This is a genomic window from Legionella waltersii, assembly GCF_001468085.1.
Classification (GTDB): domain Bacteria; phylum Pseudomonadota; class Gammaproteobacteria; order Legionellales; family Legionellaceae; genus Legionella; species Legionella waltersii.
Map to the genome: position 1 here is coordinate 109089 of NZ_LNZB01000006.1, position 17406 is coordinate 126494.

Consider the following 17406-nt stretch of genomic DNA (forward strand, 5'->3'; position numbering starts at 1 on the left):
TTCTTTGTAATCAACCTCAACAATAAGTTATTATAGGGCTTCGATTAATACTAACAATAATCCTATTATGAACTATTTTAACGTAAACCAAGTGCGTTTTTTTAAGGCATTTTTACTGATTTTAGTTGCTAGTGTTATTACCTCTTGTGTAGACCTGTCTGGCTCAAGAAGTAGTTATCGAAAAAATCACTCAACCCAAACACCACCTCAAAAGGTGGCCACGGCAAGTCAACAAAAAAAAGCAATTGCAACTAAACAAGGGCGAGTGTACACAATGCTTGGTGGATTGGGATTATTTAGCAAAGGGATGTATCGTTTAAGTGATTCAGTCAATGATACTTTCCATGTTCCTGCTAACAGTTCAATGTGGTATAACGCAGGGCATTTAAGCCAACAAATTATAAATAGATATTATAAAGAGAAAGTTCACACGCCAATTATCTTAGTAGGTCATTCTCTAGGGGCGAATGAACAGATTAAGGTTGCAAGGAATTTAAATGCTGCTGGCGTACCAGTTGATTTATTGGTAACTGTTGATGCCGTGTCACAAACCATTGTACCACCTAATGTGAAGGAAGCTCTAAACATGTATAAACCTGGTTTTGTACCTATGTTTAGTGGACTTAAATTAAGAGCGGTCAATCCCCAAGCCACTAAAATTTATAATGTGAATGTTGGGGAATTTAAAAGTGTTAAAGTAAATCATTTTACAATTGATAAAGACGATACTGTTCAAGCTATGATAATGGATAAGATTGATAAGGTGTTAGTTGATGGAAATAAGAAACGAGCTTAATGATCGTTCATCTGCTAGAGTATGTGTAATTGGTGCTGGTCCAAGCGGACTAGCCGCAATCAAAAATCTGCAAGAGCAAGGTGTTAGTACTATCACCGCATTTGAAAAAAATGATCAAATTGGTGGAAATTGGGTATACAGTGAACACAATGATCATTCAAGTGTTTATGAAACAACCCATATCATAAGCTCTAAACGTTGGTCACAGTTTGAGGATTTTCCAATGCCAGCAGAGTATTCGGATTATCCCTCACACGTTCAACTCCTGGATTATTTTAAAAGTTATTCCCAACACTTTAATCTGGACAGACACATCCAGTTTAACACCACCGTTTTAAATGTCCGTCGTATTGATGAAAAAACTTGGAAGGTTGTCTACCAAAACTCTCTAGGAGTTCATGAAGAACTTTATGACTACGTATTAGTCGCAAATGGACATCATTGGGATCCATTAATGCCAGTCTATCCTGGGGTGTTTTCTGGTGAAATATTGCATTCACATCAATACAAAAAAGCGGCCTCATTCAAAGATAAACGAGTCCTTGTGGTTGGAGGAGGCAACTCTGCTTGTGATGTAGCTGTTGAAATTTCAAGAGTAGCGCCGGGAACATGCATCAGTATGCGTAGGGGCTACCATATTTTTCCTAAATTTATTTTTGGTAAGCCAACTGATGTAGCAGTAGCAAAAATACAATGGATGCCTTCTTGGTTGAGGCAAAAGTTTATTAGCTTGGTAATCAGAGGGTTACAAGGGCGATATCCAAAATATCACTTGATGAAACCGGATTGTAATCCTTTAGAAATTCACCCGACAATCAATACTGAGCTGTTGTATTTTATCCGTCATGGAAAAATTCATCCTCGTCCAGGAATTACCCGATTTGATGGCAATACTGTGTTTTTCACAGATGGAACACAAGGTGAATTTGATACGATCATCTTTGCTACAGGTTATCAAATTAGTTTTCCATTTTTTGATAAAGAGTGTATTGATTACAGTAATTCAACCAAAATCCCTCTATATCGAAAAATGATGCACCCAGATTTTGAAAATTTATATTTCATTGGACTTTGTCAACCCCAGGGTTGCATTTGGCCCTTAGCCGATTATCAATCAAAAATAGTAGCCCGAATTATTACAGGCTCTTTAAAACGTCCAGAAGATATACACAAGAAAATTGCCAAGGAAATTAATAAACCACATCATCGTTTTAAGTCCCATATGCGTCATGCTTTAGAAGTAGATTATCATGCCTTCAGAAAGGAGTTGCTGGATATGCTTGGTTATAAGAAAATAGGATTGAAATTCTAATTCTCAAACCTTTACAACAAAGACAATGTTTAAACTGCAATGCGTTTATACTTCCGTCCTCTTTAACAAAGAACACATTAGCTTTTCAACACTGTTTTTATGTGGGTATTCTTGCAAGACTATGGAGTTGGTTCTGCTCTCGCAATAACCTTTTACTTCCTTATCAGGGAGAATATAAAACTTATTTTCTTCGACTTCTCGAACAATATGCTCTGCAATATCTATCGCCGGTCTTGAATGGGATAATAAATGACCTAGTTGCTTGTGGAAATTTGAGCTGGGGCTGGATAATAATGACGTATCTGTAAATGAGGGGAAGACAACAGATACATTCACTGGTTTTTCTAAACGAATTAAATCGAAATACAAGGATTCTGATAATGCTAATACAGCATGCTTTGACATGGAGTAAGCAGCCATTTGTGAACCTGTGCAGAGGGCATAAAGACTCGCCATATTAATGATGTGGGACTGATTGGTTTGTTTAAATAAATAAGGTATAAAACTGCGAATGACATTCGTTATTCCATAGAGATTCACTTCCATAACGCGGTGAATGTCATTCTCTGTGAGTTCCCAAACAGGGCCAAGATTGCCGATAATGCCCGCATTATTAAATAGCCAGTCGAGCTGTTTAACCTTGTCGTAGCAAAAGGTGGCAAGCTGAACTACTTCTTCTTTTTTGCTAACATCGCAAGAGTAGTAAAATACTTTTTGGGGATATCGGTTGATTAACTCATTTGCTTCTAGGCTGAGTTTGTCTTTATTAATATCTGTCATTATAACTGTAAATGATTTTTCTAGGCAAACTTGAGTTAACGCAAGCCCAATACCATTTGCTGCCCCTGTAATTAATACTGCTTTCATGATTACCCTTGTTTTCAAGCATAAATGTCAAATTGATAGGTATTTCTTTAGTAGGAAACCTAGCATTATTGGGGATTTAGTTATAGGCTCCAATCGCTATTATACAGCATCCCTATTTTTCTAAGAATAATGGGTGCTAATTATCTACAAGTCCTGATCTACATTTATAAATGATGGTAAACTATTACAGTACAATTATTTGCTATAATTGAGTAAATCCCTAGTAGCAAGGAGTGCTATCTTGAATACCCCAGAATATCCTGAAGAGCCTTTTGAATACCCAATAGAGCCTGTGGAATACCCTTCAGAGCCATCTGAGTTTCCTATAAGCCCTGAACCATTTGAGCCAAATGATCCTAACTCACCTGAACCTGATCCCTTTGATCTTCCAGAAGATAGATTGGTTTAGTTTAATCATTTATAAGGGAACGTAGTGCGAATCCTATATCTTTTGTCCGCATTAAGCTTTCTCCTATTAAAAAAGTTTCTATGCCATGGGAAAGCATCAATTTGATGTCAGTTCTTGAATTGATACCGCTTTCTGTAATGACTAGCTTATTGCCAGGTACTTGATCTTTTAATCGAATACTAAGTTGAATATCCGTTTTAAAGGTATGCAAACTTCGGTTGTTAATTCCCATTAACGGAGTTGGTAATTGGATTGCTCTATTAAGCTCCTCCTCAGTATGACTTTCTACTAACACCGACATATTAAGTTCTTTTGCCATTTGGCAATAATCCATCAATTGTGCATCATCCAATAAAGCAACAATCAGTAAGATACAATCTGCTCCTAAAGCTCGACTTTCATAGATCTGATAGGGATCAATGATAAAGTCCTTGCGTAGAACTGGAAGATGACAGTGAGACTTAGCTAATAATAAATAGTCTGGATGACCTTGGAAAAAATCTTGATCAGTGAGTACAGATAAACAACTTGCGCCATTCTGAGCATAGGCCGTAGCTATGTCTACGACATCAAAGTCTGTTCTAATTATACCTTTGCTTGGGGATGCCTTTTTAATTTCAGCGATAATGGCTGGTGAAGTAGACTTAAGTGCTGCTACAAAATCTCTTATAGGAGGGGATTGATCAAGCTCCAAAGTCGATAATGGTTTGTTTTGTTTTGCAGCTTCTACTTCTTCTAATTTTTTTTGAGCGATACGTTCTAAAATACTATTCATTTGTGGTTTCATTGTTTAATTGTTGAGTGAGGTGACATAATTTATGGAAAAGATCATTTGCTTTGCCTGAATCTATGGCAAAGATTGCGAGTTCTATCGCATTGGTAAAGCTTAGATCATCCTTTGCACAATAGATTGCTGCTGCTGAGTTGATAATCAGCATGTCTCTAGCTGGTCCTTCAGCTCCTGAAAAAACGGATTGAATAATCTCTAAACTTTGTAGAGGTGAATCAACGACAATAGAATCTAAAGATTTGTGGTTTAAGCCATATTCCTTGGGATCAATAGTCCATGATTTAAATTTCTCCTGATGGTATTCAACGACATCTGTGGGGGCAGCGATACTAATTTCATCAAGTCCATCTTGAGAATGAACGACTAGGGCTCTTTCACTTCCTAGGTTTGCTAATACCGTTGCAATGGGTTTAAGCCAATGTTTTGCGAAAACCCCCACTACTTGACGCTTAACTGCAGACGGATTAACCAGTGGTCCAAGTAAATTGAACAATGTCCTTATACCTAATTGTTGTCTAGCAGTCTTAGCATGCTGCATAGCTGGATGGTAATGAGGAGCAAATAAAAAAGCTAGACCACATTGTTTAATGCATTGTTGAATCCCTGAATCATCTAAATTTAAAGCAAAACCGGCTTGCTCAAGCAAATCTGCACTACCACTGCGACTTGATACTGAACGGTTTCCATGTTTTGCCACCGGGATACCAGTAGCTGCAACAACAAAACTTGAGGCGGTCGATACGTTAAAAGTATTCCTCCCATCTCCTCCTGTTCCTACTATATCAACAAGCCCTTGTCCTAATTGCAGTGAGTGGGCATGTTCTTTCATCACTTGTGCTGCTGCAGTAAGTTCGCTGGTTGTTTCTCCTTTCATGCGCATAAGAGCGAGAAACACCGCGATTTGTGTATCATTGAGCTCACCTTTCATGCAAGCATGAATCACTTCTTGCATTTGCTCAGGACTTAAATCTTGTTTACAAATCAGTTGTTCAAAGAGTTGTTTAGGTATCATAGTCTAAAAAATTCTTAAGTAAGGTCATGCCATGTTCGCTTAAAATGGCTTCTGGATGAAATTGTAGCCCAAAAAGAGGGTATTGACGATGCGAAATTGCCATGACGGTTTCATTTGCCCAGGCGTCTATAGAAAAACACTGCGGTAAACTAGCTGTATCAACTGCAAGTGAGTGGTATCGAGTCGCATTGAAATAATTAGGGATTCCCTTAAATAATCGTTGATAATTGTGTCTAATAGAGGACGTTTTGCCATGAATTATTTCAGAAGCCGGGACCACTTGTCCTCCAAAGGCGTGAGCCAAACATTGATGTCCTAGGCATATACCCAGTATGGGAATAGTTTGATGAAAAGAGTGAATGACGTCTAACGATATTCCTGCTTCAGTTGGTGAATTGGGGCCTGGCGAGATCACTAAATAATCAGGCTTAAGCGATGTGATTGTTTCGATATCAATCTGATCGTTCTCAAATACTTCTACACTCTGTTGCAAGATTTGGAAGTATTGAACCAGGTTGTAGGTGAACGAATCATAGTTATCAATAAGTAACAGCATATAAAATGTAAAGATCAAAATAATTGCAATAAGTCAGCAGTGAATTATATATAAAAATCCTCTCCAAGATACACTTGCCGTACTTGCTGATTGGCTAAAATGTCTTGGGGTGATCCTTCACAGAGTATTTTACCTTGGCTAACGATATATCCGCGTTCACAGATGTCTAAGGTTTCTCTCACATTGTGATCCGTAATCAATACTCCAATTCCTTTACTGCATAAATGTTGAATGATTTTCTTTATATCAATAACAGAAATAGGATCAACCCCTGCAAAAGGTTCATCAAGTAAAATAAAAGAAGGCTCAATAGCTAGAGCTCTAGCTATTTCAACACGACGTCTCTCTCCACCAGACAATGCCATCCCTAGATTGTTTTCGATATGGGAGATATGAAATTCTTGCAACAGTAAATCGAGCTTTTCTTCTCGTGCTTGCTCATCCAGATCGTCTCTGAGTTCTAGGATTGCCATGATATTATCTGCAACACTAAGTTTGCGAAAAACAGATGCTTCCTGAGGTAGATAACTGATACCAAGGCGTGCTCTTTGGTGCATCGCATCTTGCGTAATGTCTTTGCCATCCAAAACAATATGACCTTCATCGCAAGATTGCAGTCCTACAATCATATAGAAACAGGTCGTTTTACCAGCGCCATTGGGTCCAAGTAAGCCAACACATTCTCCTTTTTTGACGTGAATACTTACTCCATTGACTACTGTCCTTCCTTTAAATGATTTTTTTAGGTTTTTGGCTTCAAGTAGGCTCATGATTTTTTTTCTGGATAGAGGATGATGGTTGTTCTATTTTTATCATCACTAAAGGATGTAAGATGTTGGTTCAGTGTGTCAACATTTATTTTTGCAGCATGGAGTGAATTTGGACCCTGTTCGATTTTAGCATTTCCAATCAACTCGATCAGATGTTTCAAAGGATAATATTTTATGGTATCCGCGTAAGCATGAAATGGAGGTTTGCTTGGATCAGTAATAGTCCAATAGTGTGCTTGCTTTTCTTTAGAACCTTTAGCAATAGCAAAGGATAAATGATTAGTTTCATCCCCTTGTGTTATGGCTTCGGCGGCATGTAAATTTGTTGAACCTTGCACAAACTCAACATTGCCTATGTAAGTTCCTTTATGATTTTTTTGGTTAAGATCGGCTGAATTTGCAACGACATGCATGGTTTCTTCTTTATCAGAGGGTAATGCATAGCCCAATAACACGTAAGCAAATGTAAAGAAGAAAAGTAAGTAACTAACCCTTCGCTGGAACATAGCTGCCTCTAGCTTGGTGGAGAAGCTCCACGCGTTTTTCATCAAGATAAGCATTCATTCCTGTGGATTGTATGGTATTGCCTGGTTGTTCAAAGGTCACAAATAGACTTGTTGTTGCTTTTTTCTCTTTAGGGTAATAGGTTACTTCCTCAGTTCTGAGGGTACTTTCCTGGTTTTTGTTACCTGGATTTTGGTGAACAACAACTTGTTCTATAAAAGTGATCTGCTTTCCATTATCAAATGATTTTGCTCTTTGTGAGTCAATTTCCCAAGCGGATTGTCCTTCTTGCTTAATAAGGATGTGGGGATTTTTTAGTAAATGCAGATTATTTTTGGGGATGTGTTCTACCATAGGGGTTGTTAAATAGCTGGCTAGAGTCCCATCAACATTAAATTGTCGAACCTTAAGATTTGTTATTGTGGTTTCTACATCATTAAGTAAGTTTATTTTGCTCAAGGATGGTCCTTGGTTCATGTGTGCGTAATACCAACCTGAACCAGTAAGTACAAACAAGGTCAAAAACACCCAAAGAGCCTGCCTAGTTGATTTCATTGCTTGAGATAGCCCTCAAGTGCAAGTTCAGTTTTATTTTGGGCATTGAGGATCAAATCGCATAATTCACGCACAGCTCCCCGGCCCCCTGTTTGCTCAGTTCGCCAGTCAGCAAATTCCAATACTTGAGAAACAGCATTACGAACGGCAACACCAAGACCAACAGCTTGAATCAAAGGTAAATCGGGTAAATCATCGCCTATGTACGCAAATTCTTCATCGCTATAACCTAGCTTTTGTTTTAGTTGATCATAGGCATCACGTTTGTCCACTTGACCTTTGTAATAATGAATGACGCCTAACTGTTTCATACGGTGATCAATGACGTTGTTGATCGACGTGGTAATAACAGCGACTTGAATTCCTGCCGCCATCAATAATTTAAGCCCCATACCATCTTGCACATGGAATGATTTTAGTTCGTTACCAAAGTTGTCGATGTGCAATAAGCCATCGCTTAGCACTCCGTCTACGTCACAAATCAGGCATTTTATTTTCTTTGCTTTTTCTATTAAATCATTCATAGTCATCTCTATTAAAACACGCCAGCTTTGAGCAAATCATGTAAGTGCAGTACGGCGTGAGGTCGATTATCTTCTTCTACGACTACCAAAGAAGTGATGCTGTGTTTTTGCATCAGCGCTATGGCTTCAGCAGCAAGCATACCTCTAGGTATGGTTCTGCAATTTTTTGTCATTACTTCTTGGAGTTGTGTGGTATTGATGTCGTAGTGGTTTGTTAAAGTACGACGAATATCACCATCGGTATACACACCAACCAGGTATCCGTGATTGTCTACTACACAAGTCATTCCTAGTTTCTTATTGGTGACTTCTATCAATGCCTCACTAATGGTTGCTTTTTCGTTGCAGAGAGGCAGTTCATCATTTTTATGGCAGATGTCATCGATTCGTAAAAGCAATCGTTTACCAAGAGCGCCTCCAGGGTGCGATAAAGCAAAATCTTCCGCAGTAAATCCCCTTGCTTGCAAAAGAGCGATAGCTAAAGCGTCCCCCATAACAAGTGATACCGTAGTACTGGTGGTTGGGGCCAAGCCAAGAGGACAAGCTTCTTGTTTAATACTTACATCCAAATGAACGTTTGCTGATTTGGCAAGAATCGATTGTGGATTGCCTGTAAGAGTAATTAGTGGTATTTCAAGACGTTTTATGAGCGGGAGCAAGGTCAGTAGCTCATTGGTATTTCCTGAGTTGGAAATCGCAACAACAATGTCTTGGCGAGTAATCATGCCGAGATCACCATGACTCGCTTCACCTGGGTGCATAAAAAAAGCTGGGCTACCTGTGCTCGAAAAGGTTGAGGCTAATTTGTTGGCGATATGTCCGGATTTTCCCATTCCAGTCACTACAATTCGACCCTTGCACGCCAGCAGCAATTCGCATGCTTTTTCAAATTCACCATCAATTCGTTGAGTTAACTCAAATACAGCTTGAGCTTCAGTTTCTATAACTGCCAGTCCCAATGTGCAAAAGTTCATAATTATTTAGTTGTTTTTGTATTTGGACTTCATTGTAACATAATGTGTTTGAATGGAGTAGGGAGAGGGTTATTAACTGGAGGGACTGTAAACTTGATTATCTGGGCTACCTCTACGTCAATGCAAATTTTTTTTTTGTCCCGCCTTAATAATTAATCACATTTTTACCAATCCAGTATATACTCCTATATTCAAGATAAAAATTTGGAACAATGAGAATGCCTGATAATTGGGTTGTAATAAACAATCTAACTTTTACTTTGGGTGAGCGCTTTATATTCAATGGCATTAATATGGCGGTACAAAAAGGTAAAATAACTGCCATCATGGGGCCAAGTGGGGCTGGAAAAACCACCTTATTAAGGCTTATTGGTGCCCAATGGACCCCTGATCAGGGTGAAATTTTTGTTAACGGTCAAAATATTCATCAACTACCTCGAAAAGCGTTGTATGAAGCCAGAAAAAATATGGGACTATTGTTTCAAAGCAGCGCATTGTTTACGCAATTATCCGTGTTTGACAATGTTGCCTTTCCCTTAAGAGAACATACTCAACTGAATGCTTCAATGATCAAGGACATTGTATTAATGAAATTAGAAGCAGTTGGATTAAGGGGCGCTGCTAACTTAATGCCAGCTGAGTTATCAGGTGGAATGGCCAGAAGGGTGGCTTTAGCTCGAACAATCGCTTTAGATCCTGCTTTAATGATGTATGATGAGCCATTTACAGGACAAGATCCAATTTCTATGGGTGTTTTGGTCCGTTTAATTAAACGCTTGAATGAGTTGCTCCATACAACCACCATCATTGTCTCTCATGATGTTGAGGAAACCTGTTCTATAGCAGATTATATTTATTTAATCTCTGGTGGCCACATCATCGGGGAGGGAAGTCCTAATGATCTTCGATGCTCCACTGAGCCTCGAATTAAGCAATTTATGCATGGAGAAGCAGATGGAGCTGTTCCATTTCATTATCCAGCAAGACCGTATACAGAGGAGTTATTAGATGCTTAATGCGATAGCTCGAATTGGTAGTAAGGGGGTTAGAACCCTGCAGAGCATTGGTAGCTCTGGTATGTTTTTATTTCTAATGCTTTTTAGAAAACCAGACGTGGTTCGCTTATGGCCTTTATTGCGCTATCAACTTTACTTTATTGGTGTATTGTCCTGTTTAATTATCGTGGTTTCTGCATTATTTATTGGTATGGTTGTAGGTTTGCAGGGTTATAATACTTTGCAGAAATTTGGTGCAGCTAGCCAATTGGGCCAATTATTAGCCTTGAGTGTAGCAAGGGAGCTCGGTCCTGTTATCAGTGCTTTGTTGTTTGCAGGTCGAGCAGGGTCTGCATTAACGGCCGAGATCGGCTTGATGAAAGCAACAGAGCAATTATCGAGTATGGATATGATGGGGGTTGATCCCTTGGGGCGTGTCATTTATCCCCGTTTTATTGCTGGTTTTATAGCTCTACCTGTATTGGCACTCATCTTTTCTGCAGTGGCAATTTATGGTGGTTATTTTATAGGTGTGCATTGGTTAGGTGTTGACGCAGGAAGTTTTTGGTCAAACATGCAAGCAGCCGTTAATTTTCGAATTGATGTGTTTAGTGGAATAATTAAAAGCTTAGTTTTTGCATTTGTGGTAACCTGGATTTCAGTGTTTCAGGGTTCCGAGTGTGTGCCAACATCAGAGGGAATAAGTCAAGCTACAACAAAGACCGTAGTTTATTCCTCTCTTGCTGTTTTAGGCCTAGATTTCTTGTTGACTGCAATGATGATTGGAGATTGGTAAATGAATAAGCAACGTTATGTAGATATGAGCGTAGGGATATTTATGTTGCTTGGTTTGTTAGCACTTTTGGTGATGGTGATGAAGGTGAGTAGTTTCACGGACTTTATTTCGCCTAAAAGTTATCGAGTGACAGCTGATTTTACTGATATTGGTGGTCTTAAGGTCAGGGCTCCAGTGACGGTAGCTGGAGTTCGTATTGGAGAGGTCAGTCACATCGAGCTCCAGACAGGAGATCTAAATGCCAGAGTAACGATGACCTTAAGAAATGATAAAAAGATTCCTTTTGAGGATGTTTCTGCACGAATTTTGACCGAAGGCTTGCTTGGTTCCAATTATATTAGTATTGTTCCAGGTTTTGAGGATGATAACAGCAAAGACCACCCCTATTTACGAGATGGGGATGCCATTGCTAAGACTCAGGAAGCCATTATTCTTGAAAACCTGATAGGACAATTATTATTTAATATTAAAAAATAGGTGAACCATGAGAGTATATAAAACAATTGCACTCGTTGTGTGTATGGCTTTGGCTCAATTAGTAATAGCCCAAAGTTCTCCTATTCCCATGCTCGAAAATACTGCAAACCAAATTATTTCGGTTTTAAAAGAGAATAAAACACGGTTGAAAAGTAACCCTAACATCATCTATAAAGCCGTTGAGGCGAATTTACTGCCTATAGTTGACGTGTTGGGGATGTCACGTTCTGTTTTAGGTAGACAAGCATGGAACAAAGCATCAGTTGACGAGCGAGCCCAATTTTCGAGAGCCTTTACCAGGTTAGTAATACGCACTTATTCAAGCCCTCTTGCAGAGTACTCTGATGAAACCATTCAGTTTTTACCATTGAGAGGATCTTTAAATTCTAAATTTATTCGAGTAAATAGCGTGATTGTACGATCTGCAGGTCAAAATATACCGCTGAGTTATAGTTTGGTCGCTAAGAATGGCTATTGGAAAATTTATGACATCAGTGTTGAGGGTGTTAGCCTTTTGCAAAGTTTTAGATCACAATTTGCCCAGGCATTACAGCATTCAAGTATCGCTGAAGTGATTAAGGAAATGGAAAGAAATCAACGGAAAAAGGCTTAATTACTGTGACGACTATTAAGTTTAAACCTGAGACAAATTTAACGTTTAAAACTGTGGTAACTGTCAGAAACCAGCTTTATCAGGCTATGGCAGAAAGTCCTGCAGAGAAGTTTTGTCTCGATTTAAGTGCTGTAAATCATTGCGATAGTGCTGGACTTGCATTGATTATTGAAGCACGAAAATTATGCAAACAGAAGAATAAAATTTTTGATGTAGTAGGAATATCCCCTGAAACTCAATCTCTGGCCGAATTTTGTGGAGTAAAGAGCTTATTGCAATTTGCTTAAAACAATCCTGAGCTAGGTATTAGTTATTGAACCCCGAATATCAAATTCGGGGTAGTAATGTGAAATCCCCTATAGTCATTAAATTTTTTTTATCAGAAAGGATAAAAAATTTGTAATTATTTCAATTAGTGAGCTAAGTTTATGTTAAGTAATGAAGAAATTGAACAAAGACTTAAAACCATTGACGATGTGTTTTTTGTCAAGGTTGAGGGGGATGGTTATCAGTATCAATTAACAGTGGTTTCTGATCTCTTTCTTAATAAGTCTAAAGTTGCAAGACAGCAATGGGTCTATTCTCAGCTAAAAGACTTTATTACCACCGGCAGGCTTCATGCAATCAGCATGAAGACATGGACAAAAGAAGAATGGGGGAAGCAACATGGATAAATTAATTATTAATGGTGGTAAAGCATTGCAAGGAGAGGTGGTTATTTCAGGAGCAAAAAATGCTGCTTTACCAATTATGGCCGCCAGTTTGCTAGCTAGCGATCACGTTACAATTTCGAATGTTCCCCACCTGAAAGACATAACGACTATGATGGAGTTATTAGGGCAATTGGGTGCACATCTAATCGTTGATGAGAAAATGAATGTTCAAGTGGACTCAAGCCAGGTTAATGAGTTTGTGGCTCCATACGATCTAGTCAAAACCATGCGCGCTTCCATTTTGGTATTAGGTCCTATGTTAGCACGTTTCGGAAAAGCAGATGTGTCTTTACCTGGTGGGTGTGCCATAGGTACAAGACCAGTTGATTTACATCTAAAAGCATTAAAAGCGATGGGTGCTGAGATTACTGTTAAAAATGGTTACATCAATGCTCGTTGCAAAAAAGGACGTTTACAAGGTCGCAGATTAATGTTTGACACAGTGACGGTTACTGGGACTGAAAATGTTTTAATGGCCGCAGCACTTGCGGAAGGAGTTACAGTAATCAAGAATGCTGCTCGTGAACCTGAGGTAGTTGATTTAGCGAATTTCCTTATGCAAATGGGGGCAAAAATTTCAGGTGCTGGTACTTCGACCATTGAAGTAGAAGGGGTTGAGTCATTAAGTGGTGGTACTTATGCGGTTATGTCCGATAGGATCGAGGCAGGAACCTATTTAGCAGCTGGAGCTTTGACCAGAGGTCATGTTACTGTTAAAAGGGTTCGTCCTGATACTTTGCTGTCTCAATTGTGTAAATTTGAAGAAGCAGGGGCAGAGTTAACGATTGGAGAGGACTGGGTTAGCTTAAATATGCATGGCAAAAGACCTCAAGCAGTGAATATTTCCACTGCTCCCTATCCAGCCTTTGCAACTGATATGCAAGCACAACTGATGGCGATGAACGCGGTTGCAGAGGGTTCATCAACTATCGTTGAAAATATTTTTGAAAACCGTTTTATGCATGTTCAAGAGCTGCAAAGAATGGGGGCAAATATTCAGTTAAATGGTAATACTGCGATTGTGAATGGAGTTGATAAGCTAACAGGAGCGCCAGTGATGGCTACCGATTTGAGAGCTTCTGCGAGCTTGATATTAGCAGGATTGGTTGCTGAGGGAGAAACCATTGTTGAACGTATTTATCACGTTGACAGAGGGTATGAACGAATTGAAGAAAAATTGTCGCTCCTAGGCGCAGATATTAAGCGGGTTTCTGACAGGTGATTAGTCGACTTGAATTAATCCAATATCTACATAATTTGTTAAATTGTGCACAATTTAAAGATTATGCTCCTAATGGTTTGCAAGTTGAAGGTAAAGATCAGATAAAGAGAATATGTACTGCAGTAACAGCTTCTGAAGCAGTTATTTCTGAAGCTGTTACCCAGAAAGCAGATGCTCTGATAGTACACCATGGATATTTTTGGCGCGGTGAAGAGGCGGTAATAACTGGAATAAAGCGCCAACGAATAGCCAAATTATTAAATCACAATATGAATTTGTTTGCTTATCATTTGCCTTTGGATTGTCATCTAGAGTTAGGCAATAATACCCACTTAGGCAGATTGCTTTCCATTGAGTCATCTGTTTCGCATCAAGTTCAAGGAGTTGATAATTTGCTTTGGTCAGGTAAGCTTTCTAAACCTATGAGTGGCAAACAATTGACTGTTTATATTCAAGAAAAGCTCAAAAGGGCGCCTTTGCATTTGGGCGATCCTCATCAATTAATCCATTCTATTGCTTGGTGTACAGGTGCAGCTCAAGACTATATCGATGAAGCTTATCATCTTGGGGTTGATGCCTATTTAAGCGGTGAAGTTTCGGAAAGAACATATTACCAAGCACAGGAACTGGGAATTCAATATTTCGCATGCGGACATCATGCTACAGAACGATATGGTATCCAAGCGTTGGGAAGCCATTTATCCAATCAATTTGGACTGGAGCATCGCTTTATCGACAGTGATAATCCAATTTGAAAAATGATAGTTACTCTACTTGCGTTAAGGGTCGGATCTCAATGGGGTCTTTTCCCTTGTTCGTGGTACCCTCTAGAGCTTATTTCGCTCCGTTAGGGTCTCGGCTCAGTTAGCACATAATAAAGCTGAGCCGAGACCGTAAGGGAGCGGATATTGAGTGATATCTTACTAGGAATATTGCAGAATCACTTATCTATTGTACCAAGACAGCTACTGCGATAACATGTAAGAATCTATGCTAAAGGACTGTTACAATGATCAATTTTGGAAAAATGCCTATCCTGTTCTTATTGATTATTTTATTTTCTGGCCAACTGTTTTCAGCAAATAAACAGAATTTAGCATTCAGAAGTTTTTGGCATCCTACATACTTAGGAGAACGTTTAGATTACTGCACTTTGGATGGAAAAGAGTGTGGCAAGGCGGTAGCTAATCAATATTGCCAAATGTTGGGGTATGATTACGCCACTCAAAATGTGATAGCTTATAACGTTGGTTTAACCCATTTTTTAAAAAGCAGAGCTCAGTGCAAAGGATGGAGATGCAATGGTTTTATGGCCATTTCTTGCGCAATGGGGATTTCCCATCAGCCACCAAAACCCTACCATTATCGAGAAAAACGTTTCGCAGTTCCGCGCTTCAACGATTATCGCATAGATTGGTGTTACGAATTGAATAAAGGATGTGGTAAAAGGGCGGCTAATTCATTTTGCAGCAGAATGGGATATATGCAAGCTAAGTCATTTGTTAAACAAGCTCAAGTGAGTGCTACTAAGACCATTGGAAGTCAGGAACTCTGTTTTGGTGAACGTTGCAATGCTTTTCAAATGATAATTTGTTCGAGGTAATTTATTTGATTAATCTGTATATTTTTATGGCATAATCATTTGGGTTCTGACAATAATTTGACAGCACTTAGGTGATTGACCGATACTTATAACTATAAAGCTCAAGCTTAAGGATAGGTATATGAGTAGCAATGATAGGATATACATCATCGACGATAACGCAGATCGTTGCGCCAAACTCAAAGTAATATTCGATTTTACAGGTCATTCATGCACTACAGTTGAATATGATAATTGGCAACTAATTACCAATCCTAACCCAGATGTTATAGTCCTTGGGGCTAGTAAATCAATAGAAAGAACCTTAGACGAGCTAGATCTCTTATCCAAACATTTTTCAAAGATTCCTATTTTAGTTGTTGACGTAGAATTAAACCCACATCAATGCGTTGATCGCAATGTTGTGGACTGTTTAAAATTCCCATTTAATTATGCAAAAATGCTTGAATCCCTACATCGGTGCCAAATTGCAAAGGAAGCGGTGAAGTTCATTAACGCTGGATCACATAAGACCCCACTTTTTCGCAGTTTGGTGGGTAATAGTGAGAGTATTCGGAATGTACGTCGATTGATTGAACAAGTTGCTGATACGGAAGCGAGTGTTTTAATTTTGGGAGAGTCTGGCACTGGTAAAGAAGTGGTGGCAAGAAATATTCATGCCTTATCCTCAAGGTCAAATAAGCCATTTGTTCCAATCAACTGTGGTGCTATTCCTGGGGAATTACTGGAAAGCGAGCTATTTGGGCATGAGAAAGGAGCCTTTACTGGTGCTATTACTTCAAGGCAAGGGCGCTTTGAACTTGCCAATGGTGGAACTTTATTTCTGGACGAAATAGGGGATATGCCTTTGGCAATGCAGGTAAAATTATTAAGAGTATTGCAAGAGCGTTGTTTTGAAAGAGTAGGATCCAATAAGAGCATTGATGTTAATGTACGAGTGATTGCTGCAACACATAGAAACTTAGAAGTTGCCATTCAAGAAGGAAAATTTAGAGAAGATTTATTTTACAGACTCAATGTATTTCCAATAGAGATGCCTCCATTGAGGATCAGAAATACCGATATTCCTTTGCTGTTTAATGAACTAATTTCAAGGATTGAAGGGGAAGGAAGACCTGCAGTACGCTTAATGCCCGATGCTATGGATGTTTTAACTCAATATAGCTGGCCAGGTAATGTTAGAGAACTTGCTAATTTGGTTGAAAGATTATCTATTCTCTATCCAAATGGAATTGTGTGCAAAAATGATTTGCCACGGCGTTTCCAAGGAGAGTACAAATCTTCTTATGTTGAATCAAGTCAAGCAGGAATAGAGCGTGATGCTCTCTTAGAAATTACTAAACAAGAACCCGTGACAAGTGCTGAAGGTATTGATTTGAAGGAACACTTAGTGAGAACAGAGCTCGCATTAATTAGCCAGGCTCTAGACGAATCTGATTGGGTGGTGGCACATGCTGCGAGTTATTTAAATATGCGGAGAACTACCTTGGTTGAAAAAATGCGAAAATATGGATTAAATAGGCCAGAACGGGTTGAAAGGTAGGTAAATTGCAATAATACTTTTACCTACCTTCTTAATAAAGCACCAAGATTTTTATTCTTTTGATTCTGTGTCTGATTTTTTCACTTCTTCGTTTTCTTTTGGTGCTGGTTCAGCAGTCTTAGCTTCAGTACTTACTGTTGCAGGTGGATTCTCTTGAGCCCTTTTATCCTTATAGTCCTTAATGATCTCGTTCACGCTGGTTTTGATGCCGTTAAATAATTTAGCAGTCATTGAGCCTAGTTCTTTAAGATCAGGCAATTTCGATTTGAAATCACTCATCTCTTACTCCTTTAGTAGTTCTATTTATAAATTATATATAAAAAATAAGGAAATGCCATCAGTTCATCTCCAAGACCAATGATTACCAATTAAATA

The 17406-nt window shown here is 38.8% G+C and carries 23 protein-coding genes; 13 read left to right on the plus strand and 10 right to left on the minus strand.

The genetic code is table 11. The features are described 5' to 3' along the window. Positions 1–67: 67 nt before the first annotated feature. Both Lwal_RS01485 and Lwal_RS01490 read left to right on the plus strand, forming a co-directional pair. The gene (locus Lwal_RS01485) at positions 68–796 is read left to right on the plus strand and encodes a hypothetical protein (RefSeq protein WP_058479156.1); all 729 of its coding nucleotides are present in this window, start codon (positions 68–70) and stop codon (positions 794–796) included. Beyond that, positions 774–2108, plus strand: a complete 1335-nt coding sequence (locus tag Lwal_RS01490; protein ID WP_058479157.1) for a flavin-containing monooxygenase — start codon at positions 774–776, stop codon at positions 2106–2108. The genes Lwal_RS01485 and Lwal_RS01490 overlap by 23 nt, the downstream gene beginning before the upstream one ends. Positions 2109–2153: 45 nt before the next feature. On the opposite strand, the gene Lwal_RS01495 is transcribed toward Lwal_RS01490, so the two are convergent. Next, positions 2154–2975, minus strand: a complete 822-nt coding sequence (locus tag Lwal_RS01495) for an SDR family NAD(P)-dependent oxidoreductase (protein ID WP_058479158.1) — start codon at positions 2973–2975, stop codon at positions 2154–2156. Between the two features lie 241 nt (positions 2976–3216). On the opposite strand from Lwal_RS01495, the gene Lwal_RS17585 reads away from it, so the two are divergent. Next, on the plus strand, positions 3217–3384 hold the full coding sequence (locus Lwal_RS17585) for a hypothetical protein (RefSeq protein WP_165481839.1): 168 nt from the start codon (positions 3217–3219) through the stop codon (positions 3382–3384). 1 nt (position 3385) lies between these two features. Here the strand turns inward: Lwal_RS17585 and trpC are convergent, their stop codons facing one another. From trpC to Lwal_RS01535, 8 genes are read right to left on the minus strand one after another with little or no spacing between them, the layout of a single operon-like run. Then, a complete protein-coding gene (gene trpC, locus Lwal_RS01500) occupies positions 3386–4159 on the minus strand; it encodes an indole-3-glycerol phosphate synthase TrpC (protein WP_058479159.1) in 774 nt (257 codons plus the stop codon). Continuing rightward, entirely contained in the window at positions 4152–5186 is a 1035-nt protein-coding gene (trpD, locus tag Lwal_RS01505; RefSeq protein WP_058479160.1) for an anthranilate phosphoribosyltransferase, read from the minus strand. Before trpD ends, trpC begins: the two co-directional genes overlap by 8 nt. After that, the gene (locus Lwal_RS01510) at positions 5176–5742 is read right to left on the minus strand and encodes an anthranilate synthase component II (RefSeq protein ID WP_058479161.1); all 567 of its coding nucleotides are present in this window, start codon (positions 5740–5742) and stop codon (positions 5176–5178) included. Before Lwal_RS01510 ends, trpD begins: the two co-directional genes overlap by 11 nt. 44 nt (positions 5743–5786) lie before the next feature. Further along, a complete protein-coding gene (gene lptB, locus Lwal_RS01515) occupies positions 5787–6512 on the minus strand; it encodes an LPS export ABC transporter ATP-binding protein (protein WP_058479162.1) in 726 nt (241 codons plus the stop codon). Then, positions 6509–7018, minus strand: a complete 510-nt coding sequence (gene lptA, locus Lwal_RS01520) for a lipopolysaccharide transport periplasmic protein LptA (protein ID WP_058479163.1) — start codon at positions 7016–7018, stop codon at positions 6509–6511. Before lptA ends, lptB begins: the two co-directional genes overlap by 4 nt. Further along, positions 6999–7571: an LPS export ABC transporter periplasmic protein LptC gene (gene lptC, locus Lwal_RS01525; protein ID WP_058479164.1), complete on the minus strand. Its 573-nt coding sequence runs from the start codon at positions 7569–7571 to the stop codon at positions 6999–7001. Before lptC ends, lptA begins: the two co-directional genes overlap by 20 nt. Beyond that, positions 7568–8095 (minus strand): KdsC family phosphatase, encoded by a 528-nt coding sequence (locus tag Lwal_RS01530; protein ID WP_058479165.1) that lies wholly within the window; start codon positions 8093–8095, stop codon positions 7568–7570. The genes lptC and Lwal_RS01530 overlap by 4 nt, the downstream gene beginning before the upstream one ends. 11 nt (positions 8096–8106) lie before the next feature. Next, the gene (locus tag Lwal_RS01535; RefSeq protein ID WP_058479166.1) at positions 8107–9069 is read right to left on the minus strand and encodes a KpsF/GutQ family sugar-phosphate isomerase; all 963 of its coding nucleotides are present in this window, start codon (positions 9067–9069) and stop codon (positions 8107–8109) included. 218 nt (positions 9070–9287) lie between these two features. Here Lwal_RS01535 and Lwal_RS01540 point away from each other — a divergent pair, with 218 nt between their 5' ends. The 10 genes from Lwal_RS01540 to Lwal_RS01585 all read left to right on the plus strand — a co-directional run bounded on the left by Lwal_RS01540 (position 9288) and on the right by Lwal_RS01585 (position 17031). Continuing rightward, positions 9288–10085, plus strand: a complete 798-nt coding sequence (locus tag Lwal_RS01540; RefSeq protein WP_058479167.1) for an ATP-binding cassette domain-containing protein — start codon at positions 9288–9290, stop codon at positions 10083–10085. Continuing rightward, entirely contained in the window at positions 10078–10860 is a 783-nt protein-coding gene (gene mlaE / locus Lwal_RS01545; protein WP_058479168.1) for a lipid asymmetry maintenance ABC transporter permease subunit MlaE, read from the plus strand. Before Lwal_RS01540 ends, mlaE begins: the two co-directional genes overlap by 8 nt. Next, the gene (gene mlaD, locus Lwal_RS01550; protein ID WP_058479169.1) at positions 10861–11337 is read left to right on the plus strand and encodes an outer membrane lipid asymmetry maintenance protein MlaD; all 477 of its coding nucleotides are present in this window, start codon (positions 10861–10863) and stop codon (positions 11335–11337) included. A gap of 7 nt (positions 11338–11344) precedes the next feature. Further along, positions 11345–11950, plus strand: a complete 606-nt coding sequence (locus tag Lwal_RS01555) for an MlaC/ttg2D family ABC transporter substrate-binding protein (RefSeq protein ID WP_058479170.1) — start codon at positions 11345–11347, stop codon at positions 11948–11950. 5 nt (positions 11951–11955) lie between these two features. Next, positions 11956–12237: an STAS domain-containing protein gene (locus Lwal_RS01560; protein WP_058479171.1), complete on the plus strand. Its 282-nt coding sequence runs from the start codon at positions 11956–11958 to the stop codon at positions 12235–12237. A gap of 141 nt (positions 12238–12378) precedes the next feature. Next, on the plus strand, positions 12379–12624 hold the full coding sequence (locus Lwal_RS01565) for a BolA family protein (RefSeq protein ID WP_058479172.1): 246 nt from the start codon (positions 12379–12381) through the stop codon (positions 12622–12624). After that, positions 12617–13885, plus strand: coding sequence for a UDP-N-acetylglucosamine 1-carboxyvinyltransferase (murA, locus tag Lwal_RS01570; protein ID WP_058479173.1), 1269 nt, complete (start codon positions 12617–12619; stop codon positions 13883–13885). Before Lwal_RS01565 ends, murA begins: the two co-directional genes overlap by 8 nt. After that, a complete protein-coding gene (locus Lwal_RS01575) occupies positions 13882–14640 on the plus strand; it encodes a Nif3-like dinuclear metal center hexameric protein (protein WP_083500009.1) in 759 nt (252 codons plus the stop codon). The genes murA and Lwal_RS01575 overlap by 4 nt, the downstream gene beginning before the upstream one ends. Before the next feature lie 254 nt (positions 14641–14894). After that, a complete protein-coding gene (locus Lwal_RS01580; protein WP_058479174.1) occupies positions 14895–15488 on the plus strand; it encodes a hypothetical protein in 594 nt (197 codons plus the stop codon). A gap of 121 nt (positions 15489–15609) precedes the next feature. After that, a complete protein-coding gene (locus Lwal_RS01585; RefSeq protein ID WP_058479175.1) occupies positions 15610–17031 on the plus strand; it encodes a sigma-54 dependent transcriptional regulator in 1422 nt (473 codons plus the stop codon). A gap of 51 nt (positions 17032–17082) precedes the next feature. On the opposite strand, the gene Lwal_RS01590 is transcribed toward Lwal_RS01585, so the two are convergent. Further along, positions 17083–17310 (minus strand): hypothetical protein, encoded by a 228-nt coding sequence (locus tag Lwal_RS01590; RefSeq protein ID WP_058479176.1) that lies wholly within the window; start codon positions 17308–17310, stop codon positions 17083–17085. Between the last annotated feature and the right edge of the window lie 96 nt (positions 17311–17406).